The 12,517-nt window shown below is 37.0% G+C and carries 11 protein-coding genes; 1 reads left to right on the top strand and 10 read right to left on the bottom strand.

Annotation, left to right across the window (positions count from 1 at the left end; all coding sequences use genetic code 11):
• Positions 1-670 precede the first annotated feature (670 nt).
• The 10 genes from B371_RS0105720 to B371_RS0105675 all read right to left on the bottom strand — a co-directional run bounded on the left by B371_RS0105720 (position 671) and on the right by B371_RS0105675 (position 11,678).
• Positions 671-1,492: an ABC transporter permease gene (locus B371_RS0105720; protein ID WP_019413347.1), complete on the bottom strand. Its 822-nt coding sequence runs from the start codon at positions 1,490-1,492 to the stop codon at positions 671-673.
• A 10-nt stretch (positions 1,493-1,502) separates the two neighbouring features.
• Positions 1,503-2,444: an ABC transporter permease gene (locus tag B371_RS0105715; RefSeq protein WP_019413346.1), complete on the bottom strand. Its 942-nt coding sequence runs from the start codon at positions 2,442-2,444 to the stop codon at positions 1,503-1,505.
• 15 nt (positions 2,445-2,459) lie between these two features.
• On the bottom strand, positions 2,460-4,016 hold the full coding sequence (locus B371_RS0105710) for an ABC transporter substrate-binding protein (protein WP_019413345.1): 1,557 nt from the start codon (positions 4,014-4,016) through the stop codon (positions 2,460-2,462).
• A 63-nt stretch (positions 4,017-4,079) separates the two neighbouring features.
• Positions 4,080-5,042, bottom strand: a complete 963-nt coding sequence (locus B371_RS0105705; RefSeq protein WP_019413344.1) for a P1 family peptidase — start codon at positions 5,040-5,042, stop codon at positions 4,080-4,082.
• Between the two features lie 22 nt (positions 5,043-5,064).
• The gene (locus tag B371_RS0105700; RefSeq protein WP_019413343.1) at positions 5,065-6,096 is read right to left on the bottom strand and encodes an ABC transporter ATP-binding protein; all 1,032 of its coding nucleotides are present in this window, start codon (positions 6,094-6,096) and stop codon (positions 5,065-5,067) included.
• Complete coding sequence (locus tag B371_RS0105695; protein WP_019413342.1) at positions 6,089-7,126, bottom strand: ABC transporter ATP-binding protein; 1,038 nt, start codon at positions 7,124-7,126, stop codon at positions 6,089-6,091. The genes B371_RS0105700 and B371_RS0105695 overlap by 8 nt, the downstream gene beginning before the upstream one ends.
• An 18-nt stretch (positions 7,127-7,144) precedes the next feature.
• The gene (locus B371_RS0105690) at positions 7,145-8,590 is read right to left on the bottom strand and encodes an aldehyde dehydrogenase family protein (RefSeq protein WP_019413341.1); all 1,446 of its coding nucleotides are present in this window, start codon (positions 8,588-8,590) and stop codon (positions 7,145-7,147) included.
• Positions 8,591-8,608: 18 nt separating this feature from the next.
• Positions 8,609-9,355: an SDR family NAD(P)-dependent oxidoreductase gene (locus B371_RS0105685; protein ID WP_019413340.1), complete on the bottom strand. Its 747-nt coding sequence runs from the start codon at positions 9,353-9,355 to the stop codon at positions 8,609-8,611.
• Positions 9,342-10,448, bottom strand: coding sequence for a tartrate dehydrogenase (locus B371_RS0105680; protein WP_019413339.1), 1,107 nt, complete (start codon positions 10,446-10,448; stop codon positions 9,342-9,344). Before B371_RS0105680 ends, B371_RS0105685 begins: the two co-directional genes overlap by 14 nt.
• Entirely contained in the window at positions 10,449-11,678 is a 1,230-nt protein-coding gene (locus B371_RS0105675; protein ID WP_019413338.1) for a M20 family metallopeptidase, read from the bottom strand.
• A gap of 412 nt (positions 11,679-12,090) precedes the next feature.
• Between B371_RS0105675 and B371_RS0105670 the strand changes: the two genes are divergently transcribed.
• Positions 12,091-12,432: a zinc ribbon domain-containing protein YjdM gene (locus B371_RS0105670; protein ID WP_019413337.1), complete on the top strand. Its 342-nt coding sequence runs from the start codon at positions 12,091-12,093 to the stop codon at positions 12,430-12,432.
• The last annotated feature ends 85 nt before the right edge of the window (positions 12,433-12,517 follow it).

Raw genomic sequence — 12,517 nt, 5'->3', positions numbered from 1 at the left:
GAGGATAGGCTTCTCTTTATTTGTATAGATTCTCCGATTTAGTTTCCATATTTTCTCTATTCCAACTTGGAACGTGATTTTTCCAACTTGGAGTCCCAAAATTCCAACTTGGCTGTCCATTTTTCCAACTTGGCTGCCAAATTTTCCAACTGAGCACATGCTCAATAAAGTTTCCAGTATAAAAGCACCAAACATTATCAATTTACTGGCAAGATAATGCATTTTCTTTATTTATTGTTGAAATTTCTTAAAAATATTATAAAAGACACCTATAGTTGTCTTTATAATTTACAAACGACCTAGAAGTCCGAGGCGATATAGTATGAATTATAAAAATTAGCGGTCCTATCCTCAATAATTCGAGGAAAAGATCGCTAGTTTTTGAATATACTGTACTGTATTAGATGCATCCAAATGGTTAGGCAGAACCAGCGTAGACGCATTTAAGTGGTAGCCGAAGCGGGAAGACTCTGGCAGTGATCTTCTGCCTGGCTTCTCGCGTGAGGAATCCACAAAGCGCTGAAGCGAGTATTATAGGGGAAACTTAATCCTGTCTATACTGGTAGACTTTTTCAGACGGAAATTGACAGATTCATTTTTATATGAAAATAGGGCTGCCCTCAAAAGTCATTTTTTATGACTTTTGGGACAGCCCCATTTTAGATTAAACCTATGAACGAGGATCCATGATATCCCTTATTGCATTGCTTAACATATAAAATCCTAAAACCATAAATGTTATAGCGATCCCTGGTGCATATGTATACCAGGGTGAGCTTGTTAGATAAGATTGAGAATCTTTTAACATACGCCCCCAACTAGGACTTGGTGGTTGCACACCTAATCCTAAATAACTAAGTGCTGCCTCAGCCAACATGGCAATCGCAAAACTGATTGATCCAGCAACAATTAGAGGTGACGAAACATTAGGGAGTATATGCTTAAACATAATCATAAATGGTTTGACTCCAATTAACCTGGCTGAAAGTACGTATTCAAATTCCCTTTGTTGAATAAAACCACTTCGCGCAATCCTAGATATGCTTGGTATCGCTATTATTCCAAGAGCTATTGACGTGTTAAGCATTCCTGGGCCAAATACAGCAACTAACATTAAAGCTAATATAATACCCGGAAAAGCCATTAGTGCGTCCATTATTCTCATGAACACCTCATCAACCCATCCACCAACATACCCGGCTACCCCACCAATTAAAGTTCCAAAAGTTACTCCAATTAGTACAGTTAAAGTTCCAACAAAAAAAGCTGTTTGTGTACCTTCCATGATTCTGCTAAAGATATCTCTTCCAAATTCATCTGTTCCAAACCAGTTTACCGCATTCGGACTTTGCAATTTATTAGATATATTCATCGTGTTAACATCATGTGGCGTATAGAAAAAACTGATAACCATTAATAGTAAGAAAGACGATAAAATTAGGAGGCCACCAACTAAGTTTATATTTTTTCCATAATTCATTAGTGTTTTCATTTGGACCTCCTTATGACAATCGTATTCGTGGATCGAGGATAGAATATAAAATATCTACCAAGAAGTTTATAAAAACTACCACGAAAGTAATGTAAATGACGATACCTTGTACTAAGGGGAAATCGCGATAACTAATCGATGTGATTAGCAGCTGACCGATTCCTGGTAAAGCAAATACTTGTTCAACAATAATGGTTCCTGCCACAACTTCAGCAGTTATCAAACCAAAAATCGTTAATATGGGAATCATTGAATTCCTTAATACATGTTTATACATAACAAACTTTTCTGTGATTCCCTTACTACGAACAGTTCTAACATAGTCTAATTGTAGCTGCTCCAAAATAGCGTTCCTTACATAACGAAATTTAACAGCTATTTGAGGTATTGCTATCGTCATTGCTGGTAGTAATAATGCACCTAACGCGCCTACTATACTTGTTGACCATGGTACATAGCCGCTAACAGAGAAGAAACTGAAATTCATGCCAAGATATAAGATTAATAACATACCTAACCAAAAGGATGGGATGGCCATCCCTAGTTGGGTAACGGAAGAAAAAACAACATCACTTAATTTGTTTTTTCTTTTAGCTACAAAAATCCCAAGTGGAATAGCCACTAAAACTACTAAAGTAAGAGTCATTATAGTTAAGGAAATAGTAACTGGCAATCGATCTATAACCAGTTCGGACACTGGTTTTGAAAATCGAATGGATTGCCCTAAATCACCAGTTAATAATCCCCCTACCCAATCAAAGTATTGAATATGGAGAGGTTGGTCAAGACCAAGTTTCTTGGTTAATGTCTCAATTTGTACTTCATCAGCATCTGGACCTAACATGATACGGATAGGATCGCCTGGCATTACTTGAAAGACAGCAAAAGTTATAAGAGATACTAACGCCATAGTTACAATTAATAAAATGATTCTGCGAATAATATAGGCCATACCTCTCATTCCTTTCTATTCAGTAAATCTCAATTCGGACATGTCTAGGAAGAAGAACGGATACATATTAAAGCCTTCTAACGCAGAATCCATTGCCCATACCACTTGATAATCTGCAATATAAACTGCTGCTGCCTCTTCAGCTAAAATTTCTTGAGCACGTTGATACAGTGCAACTTGTTTTTCTACATCTGGCTCTAATAATACATCTGCCATAACTTGATCAAATTCTGCATTATTAAATCTAAAGAAGTTTTCAGCATCATTCGTTGAGATATAATCGTTTAGGATATCATATGCTGATGGTCTTCCCGTTAAATCGATTGCAGTCATCTCATAGTCTCTACCTCTGTATACACGGTCCAACCAAATGCCCCATTCGACAACATCAATTTCAACGTCAATGCCAATTTGTTTCAAGTTTTCTGCTGCAACTTGTGCAACGTTCGTGTACATAACATTATGTGAAGAGACTGTTAATTTAGTTTTAAAGCCATCAGGATAACCTGCTTCAGCTAGCAATTCTTTTGCTTTTTCTATGTCGTTTACATAGGTATCCTGTAAGCCTTCAAGATAAAATTTACCCATTGCAGGGCTCATATTCGAACCTAACTCTGTAGCATAACCTGAGTAAACAGAATCAATAATATCACTCTTACTAAGAGCAAAATTTACCGCTTGTCGTACTTTCACATCATCAAAAGGTTTATTTTCTTCATTAAAGGTAATTATTAAGGAAGAGTTGTTCTGTTGATACTCTAATTTAAAATCATTTTCAACTTCTGGAATTCGATGAGCTGGAACACTCGTTAAGTCATACTCACCAGCCTGCAAGGCCATTAATGCTGATTGATCATCAGATTGAAATGCGAAAGTAACCTTATTTAAATGAGGTAGTTCTGCATTCCAATAGTCTTCATTTTTCTCTAAGACAAGATCAACTCCTGGACTATAACTAACAAACTTAAATGGTCCAGTTCCAATTGGATTATCATTATGTTGATCATCATTACTCGCTGGTACAATTGCAGCTTCTAAGGCTGTTAAAGAATATAAAAAGTTTGTATTAGGCTCTGTAAGAGTAATCACAAAGGTATCTGCATCTGGTGCTTCCATGGATGCAACTTTATCAAAATTTGATGAGAGAGGCTCACCAGAGTTAGTTCCCATTAACCGCTCAAATGTATACTGAATGTCTTCAACTGTGACTGGCTCTCCATTATGAAACGTAACATTGTCTCGAATGTTAAACGTATATGTTAGACCATCATCGGATAGTTCAAAACTCTCAGCTATTGCAGGTTTGAGTGAACCGTCTGTGTTAGGAGATAATAACCCCTCAAACATGTTTAATATCATTTGGAAAGAAATAGATGCAGTGGCTAAATGTGGATCAAGAAAATCAGGATCACTATTAATTCTTACTTTTATTTCATCTCTTACTTCTTTCACATCTTCTCCAGGTGCGTCAGTAGAAGGAGTAGCTCCATCTTCACCAGAACATGCACTGATTAGTAGAACACAAACAAGCATCAGTGAAATAAACATAAACCATCTTTTGTTTTTCTTCATATAATTGCCCCCAATTCATTATTTACACTATTTTAATACATGTCGTCGGCTCATCTGTTATCTTTAATTCCTGCTTTTATAACTTGGCGCACCAGCCACTTCATCTGCTGCTTTGATAGCAACAATTATGGCTTCTTCCATAGCTTTAGCGGCCATATTACCAATGAAATCAACTGGAAATTCATCTCCTCCAGTAGCAACAGCAAAAATTGTGTCACCATCATTCATGGTATGGACTGGGAAAATGGTTCTGGCTAAAGCATTCTGAGTGATTTGTGCAACTTTTTTTAATTGTGCTTTCGTCATTTTGGCGTTGACTGCAACAATACCGATTGTAGTATTTGTACAAGGTAAAACATTACTTGTAACACTTTCCTGTAAAAATACAAGACTATCTACTAGTTTTCCTGTTTCAGGATCAATTGGTCCGGCTAATATTTCTCGCGTTAATGGATCTCTTACGTCACCTACAGCATTTACAGCAACTAATGCTCCAATAACTAGACCATTATCAAATTCAATTGATACGCTGCCTAAACCACCTTTCATACAATTTTCAGGACCAGTTATTTTACCGACCGTTGCGCCACAACCAGCACCTACATTTCCGAAAGAGAAAGGACCCTTTTTGGCTTGATTAGCAGCTTGATAGCCCATCTTTTTATCGGGTCGAATTAATGGACTTCCAATAGCTAGATCAAATAGTACTGCAGCAGGAACAATTGGAACTTTTGCTACACCTACGTCATACCCTTTTCCTTGTTCCTCAAGATATTGCATAACGCCAGAAGCAGAATCTAAACCATATGCACTCCCTCCCGACAAGCAAATTGCATGTACTTGATCAATCAAATTAATAGGATCTAGTAATTCAGTTTCACGAGTACCTGGAGCTGACCCACGAACATCAACACCGCATGTTGCGCCATCTTCAGTGAGAATAATCGTGCAACCTGTTAACGCCTCAAGGTTTTCAATATTGCCAACCTTTATACCAGGGACGTCTGTAATATTGCCATAATTCATAAATAATTCTCCTTTTTCATGGTTACACTACAAGAATACTATTCTTATCATTTTTTGAAGACTCATCGTTTGTTGTCTCGGCATTATATAGATGACAAGCAACATACTGCCCAGTTGATTGTTCCACAAGTTCTGGACGTTCGATTTTACAACGGTCAAAAGCATGTGGACATCGTGTATGGAAAGTACAACCAGGTGGTGGATTTGAAGTGCTAGGTGGTTCACCTTCTAATTGAATTTTCTCTTTTTTGACGTCGAAATTAGCTACAGGAATTGATGATAAAAGTGCTTGTGTATATGGATGCAGAGGATTGACATAAATATTACTTTTAGGGCCAATCTCTACAATTCTGCCTAAATACATAACGCCTACACGATCACTAATGTGTTTTACGACACTCAAATCATGAGATATAAATAAATACGTTAGTTTAAACTCATCCTGGAGATCCATCATTAGGTTCAACACCTGTGATTGAACAGAAACATCCAGTGCTGATACTGGTTCGTCAGCAATGATAAGTTTGGGATTCATCGATAAGACTCTTGCTATTCCTATTCGTTGTCTTTGACCTCCTGAAAATTCGTGTGGAAATTTACTTAAAGAACCCTTAGTTAACCCCACTTTCTCAACAATGTCTAAAACTTGTTTAGCTTGTTCTGCTTTAGACAAAGTCTTTTGTAAAGCTAAAGGTTCACCTACAAGATCCTTTACACGCATCCTTGGATTTAATGAAGCGAAAGGGTCTTGGAAAACCATTTGCATATGTTTGCGATACCTATGCAATTGACGATTACTTAACTTTTCAAGGTTATTTCCTTCAAAAATAATTTCTCCATCTGTAGGATCTAATAAGCGAAGAATTGTTCGCCCCAAGGTAGATTTCCCAGAACCAGATTCGCCTACAATTCCTAATGTTTCACCTTTGAAAACATCAAAACTAACGCCATCAACTGCTTTAACCTGACTTGCTTTACTTTTAAATGGAACAGCTTTATTTGGAAAGTATTTCTTCAGATTCTTAATTTCTAGAAGTTTATCCCGTTCATTCACTATAAAGACCTCCTTGGTGCTCATAAAGATGACACCTAACTTTATGATTTGGTTTGATCTCTACGAGAGTAGGATTTTCTTCAAGACACTTTTCCATTACATGTTTACATCTTGCAGCAAATCTACAGCCTCTTGGAAAATCATGAGCAGGTGGAGCTGTACCGAGAATAGAATCTAGTCTTTTTAAATCAACATCAATATTTGGGATAGATTTTAATAAGGCAGTAGTGTATGGATGCATTGTGTCAATGAATAAATCTCTAACAGGTGCTTCTTCAACAATTTGTCCTCCATACATAACTAGAACACGATCGGCTACTTCAGCTACAACACCCATATCATGTGTGATGAGTAAAATTGAAGACTGGAACTTATCTTTCATTTCAACCATCAAATTAAGTATTTGAGCTTGAACTGTTACATCAAGTGCTGTAGTTGGCTCGTCTGCAATAAGAAGTTTAGGATTACAAGACATCGCAATAGCAATCATTACTCTTTGTCTCATCCCCCCGGACAATTGATGAGGGTATTCTTTTATTACTTCCTCAGCTCTAGCAAAACCTACAATTTTTAATAACTCAATGGCTTCTTTATAAGCTGCGCTTTTTTTCAATTTTTTATGTTTCATCAATGATTCAGCTATTTGATTTCCTATAGTAAATACTGGATCCAAAGAAGTCATCGGTTCTTGAAAAATCATTCCAATATCATTTCCGCGAACTTTGCACATCTCGTCCTCTGAGAGAGTTAGTAATTCTTTTCCTTCAAGGCGAATGGAACCCTCTACAATTTTCCCTGGAGGACTTGGGATTAGCCTGATAATTGATAACGAAGTTATGCTCTTTCCACTCCCAGATTCTCCAACTAAAGCAACAGTTTCTCCTTTTCGAATAGAAAAACTTACATCATCAACTGCTTGGACAACTTTTCCTTTTCCTATATAAAAATTTGTTTTTAAACCATTAACCTCTAGTAATTGGTCTTCAAGAGCTTTGGTAGAAGGTTCTTTATTTACTTGTGGACTTTGCATAAGTTCACCTCTTTTACTTTAAATACTAAATTTAACTGCAATATTCTTAATTTGAGTATAGTTATTTAATGCAACAAAGCCTTTTTCTCTTCCAATACCACTTTTTTTATAACCGCCAAATGGCATTTGAATTCCGCCTGCCGCACCATAATTATTAATAAATACTTGTCCCGATTTCACTTTAGATGCAACATAATGTGCAACATTAATATTTTCAGTCCAAATACCTGTAACAAGTCCATAATCCGTACCATTTGCTAGTTGGATTGCTTCTTCAACGTCTTCAAAAGTAAAAACAGTTAATACTGGACCAAAGATTTCTTCTTGTGCTAATGAATGACTATGATCTAACCCATCTATTATAGTAGGTTTAATATAGTACCCACCTTCAGAACCTTCGATAGTAACTGCTTCTCCCCCGCTTATAATTTTTCCTACTGATTTTGCTTCTTCAATTTTATTCATAATTTGATTGAACTGTTTCTCATTTAATATTGGACCGATATCTGGGTCACTTGAACCCGGCCCGATTGTTAAGTTATTAAATTTAGCAGTTAGCTTACTTAAGAACTCATCTTTATATTTTGCTTCTATTAGTAACCTTGAACCAGCTGAACAAGTTTGCCCTGCATTTTGAATAATGGCTCTAACTACTGCTTCTGTTGATTTCTCTACTGATGCATCAGCAAATACTATATTTGGAGATTTTCCACCAAGTTCTAAGGTTACAGGTACAACGTTAGCCGCTGCTGCTTTCATAACAGCAATTCCTGTAGGAACAGAACCAGTAAAGGTTACGTGTTCAATGTCAGGATGTCCTGCTAAAGGAGCTCCTACATCTGGACCTAAACCTGTAATGTGCTGGAATATACCTTTAGGGAAACCACTTGTAGCAAACCATTTCGCAATTGCATGTGCGGTCATTGGTGTATCTTCTGCACTTTTTACAATAACTGAATTACCGGTAGCAATGGCGGCAGCAACACTTCGTGAAATGATTTGGATTGGATAATTCCATGGAACAATATGAGCTGTCACTCCAAGTGGTTCGAGGACTGTTACATTTAATATCCCTTCTTCAATAGGGATAGTGTTCCCCATGACCTTATCTGCTGCTCCACCATAAAATTCGAAATATCTTGCTGCGGCTTCCACATCTGCACGAGCTTGTGAAATTGGTTTCCCGACATCTTCACATTCCCACTTACTCCACTCTTCTGCGTTTTCCCGAATAAAATGAGCAAAACTGATAAGTAGTTGACCGCGTTCAAATGGCTTTACTTTTTTCCATTCATCACTTTCGAAGGCGATATTTGCAGCAGTTACAGCTTCATCTACATGATCTTTAGTTCCTTTTACAATTTCTGCGAGTTGCTCGCCGTTTGATGGATTGAAAACAGGCAACCATTCATGATTATCGTCGCCAACCCATTCCCCATTTATTAGCATCGGTATTCGTATCATATAATCATCCCTTTCATCCTACAAACCTCTTCCACCATCAACATGTAACGTTGCACCAGTGACTACTTTTGCACGGTCTGAAACTAAGTAAACAACAGCATTTGAAACATCTTCAGGTTTAATTAACTCACCTAGAGGGACACTTTTTTTGAATACCTCGTCTTTCATTGTTGTGAAATCTGTATCGCCTCCAACAAACTGACCAAGCATTTGCGTATCAGCTGGACCTGGATGAATCGTATTTACTCTTATCAAATGGGGTGCTAATTCAATAGCCATAGCTCTTGAAAAGCTTTCTGCTGCACCTTTTGAAGCGATGTAAGATTGCAGACCAGGTCTCGGTCTGACAACTGAGATTGATGCAATGGTGACAATGGATCCTTGGCGGTTTGGTTTCATATACTTTACTGCTTCTTTAACAGTTATAAATAAACTAGTGGCATTGATATTCATAAGTCTTGTCCACTGTTCCAATGACACATCTTCAATTGGAGATTGCTGTTGTGCAATACCGACTGCATTTACTAAACCGTCTATTTTTCCTTGCTTATTATTCGTATCCAAGAAAATTTTAGCAATTTCCTGTTCGTCTAAGATATTCGCTTTCTTTGCAACAAATCTTTCATGATTAATGGTTTCTAATGAACTCACAGATAGATCGATTCCAACAACAAAAGCACCTTCTTCTAACAGTTGAGAAACAATTACTTTGCCCATTCCACCACCAGCACCTGTTACAATAATTACTTTATTATTTAACTCCATGAATCTCAGTCCCCACTTTCTTAGTCACATATTGTTCTTTTAATTTCTCTACAATTGCCAATCCCATTAGTTCGGTCGTTGCACTTCCTCCAATATCGGCTGTTCTTACTTTCCCTTCCAAAAGTACTTCCTCAATAGCTTTTACTATTTTCTTTGAAAGGTCTTCTCTTCCTAAGTGGTCCAACATTAAAGCAGCTGACCAAATTTGAGCAATGGGATTAGCTATACTTTTCCCGGCAATATCTGGGGCTGACCCGTGTACTGGTTCAAACATGGAAGGAAAGTCCTTTTCAGGGTTAATGTTGGCCGAAGGAGAGAGTCCAAGTCCCCCAACTATTCCAGAGCCAAGATCAGATAAGATATCTCCGAACAAGTTGGACGCAACAACAACTTCGAATGTCTGAGGTCTTTGAACGAAATAAGCGACAAGAGCATCTATATAATAAGATTCGAGCTGTAGGTCAGGATACTCTAATAGAGTCCGCTTTACATGCTCATCCCATAGCTTCATAGAAAAGATAATGGCGTTTGATTTCGTTGCACTTGTTATTTTCTTTCTGTCATTTTTCACTGCATATTCACATGCAGCTTTTGTAATTCTTTCAATTCCAGCACGGGTCATAATCGTGTTTTGGAGTGATAGTTCTGTTAGTTGAGAGTCAAACATTCTCCCCCCACTATTGGAATATTCACCTTCTGAGTTTTCACGGAATATTACAAAGTCGATATCTTCACCTTTGCTCAAAGGAGATTCAATACCTGGCAAAGATTTTACTGGACGGAAATTAACATATTGTTGAAATTGTTTTCGAATGGGCATAATTAATTCCCAAACCGTTACATCATCTGGTACCCGTGCATCTCCAATAGCTCCGAATAAAATTGCCTGGAATTTTTGTAAAACTTCCAGTCCATCCTCAGGCATCATTCTACCGTGTTCTAAATAATAATCTGAACTCCATGGAAAGTTTTCTACTCGAAGATCAAAATCTGGTTCTTTTGCTTCAAGAACAGACAACACCTTCAAAGCTTCTTTCATTACTTCAATACCGATTCCATCTCCTGGAATAACTGCAATGTTATACTCTGTCATCTACTTCCCCCCCTTATCATTTAAAAATCGTAAAGCGGCATCTCTAAATATTGCTGTTGTTACCGCTAATTCTTCTATGTCAACATACTCATTAATTTGGTGAGGTATGTCCCGATCACCTGCTCCAACAGTGACTATCGGTATACCATGCATGTGAAGATAGGTACCATCAGTCGCACCTGGCACACCGTTATAAATAGCAGGCTTTCCAGTAACAAATTCAACTGATTCGTATATTGCTTGTACAACTGGATCTTCCTTTGGAGTAAATGTTGAAGGTCTGTTTTCTATTACTGTTAACACAGCTTTATAGTTTGGATCTTGTTCCTTTAAACGCTCGATAATTGCGTATATCTTTCCTAATAGTTCATCATGATCTTGATTAGGAACAGTCCTAACATCTAGAGTCATCATGCAATGATCTGGGATGACATTTATTTGTGCATCTCCCTTAACGGGTGATTTTAAAATGGTTGGTGAAATAGAAGGCCACTTTAAGAAAGGATCTTCACCCAATCGTTCTTGCTCTTCCTTCTCAAGTTTTTCAAGCTCTACTATTAGTCTAGCTATTTGATAGTTTGGATTGATGCCACTCCAAGAAATTGCACCATGTGCCATCTTTCCATAAACATCAACTTTTATACGCATAGCTCCTCGTTGTGCAATACAGACATTATTCTCCTCAGGTTCACAAATAATTGCCCCATCAACTCCATCGGCCCAACCTTGTTTAATGAAATGTTTGATCCCAAGCATCAAACCCTCTTCATCAACAGGAATGCAAAGTATAATTTTCCCTGTAAACTCTTCTTTGTCTTGAAGAAGCGAATGAACTGCTGTAATCATGCAAGCCAAATTGCCCTTTGTGTCATTTGTACCTCTACCATACATTCGTCCACCTTCAATATGAGCACTGAAAGGATCGAATGTCCAAGCATCCCTGTCGCCTTCAGTTACTACATCTGTATGCCCTTCAAACAAAAGTGTTTTTCCTGGTTTTTTCGAATCTATCACACCAATGACGTTTGGTCTTCCAGGTACTACTTCCTCAACATATGTGTCAATTCCGATATCTCTTAAATATTGTGCAACGAAAAGAGCTACTTTAGTTTCATTTCCATTTGCATCATCTTCTCTATAAACACTAGGTATCTGTACAAGCTCTCGTGTTAAATTAATTACAGCTTCCCGGTCACGTAAATAGGTCTCATTTTCTACTTTCATATTCATATAATCTTCCTTTCTATCTATTAATAACAATCTATTTGCCATTCAAATAAAAACACTTGATTATAAAACTATACCAAAAACAATCTGAATTAGTTTATTTAAATGAATCTTTTGAATAATCTATAATAATTGTACTTTGAAAACGCTTTAGTTTTATTAGACAAAGTGTGATCACTTTATAGTAATGTTTAGACATGTTGTCTTACTATGAGAAAACAAGGAATTAGAATAGTATTATTATGGTAGAGAAGATCTTCTTTGCCAGTTTGAACGCTTATTTAAGCGTTCTTTCATCATTCCCGAGAGTGTTATTGAGCTGAAAATGTTTGATGATTTACTATACTGTATAAGGTAAGATGAGTTTGGGGATTTAGTATGGATTCCTGTGTAGAAATGAGGAGGAAATAAGTAGATGATTGATTTGCCAAATTGCCCAAAATGTCATTCTGAATATACGTACGAAGATGGTAGTCTTTTTGTTTGTCCAGAATGTGCTCACGAATGGACTTTAGAAATAGAAACCGATAAGAGGGAAGATATTAAAATTATTAGAGATGCTAATGGAAATGTTTTAACCGATGGTGATTCAGTGACTGTCATCAAGGACCTTAAAGTAAAAGGAACTTCATCAGTTTTAAAAATAGGTACAAAAGCAAAGAATATACGTTTGGTTGATGGTGATCATGATATTGATTGTAAAATTGATGGCTTTGGAGAAATGAAATTAAAATCAGAGTTTGTTAAAAAGGTTTAAATACTATTTTAACTAATTTCATATAAATATGACGCTGTCGATTTCCGTTACAGGCGGACGCTTTCCACGGGCGGTCCGTGAGTCT

The organism is Paenisporosarcina sp. TG20 (genome assembly GCF_000286315.1).
In the GTDB taxonomy this organism is placed as follows: Bacteria; Bacillota; Bacilli; order Bacillales_A; family Planococcaceae; genus Paenisporosarcina.
The sequence above is the reverse complement of the archived record's forward strand: the minus strand, read 5'-3'. Positions and strand labels throughout refer to the sequence as shown.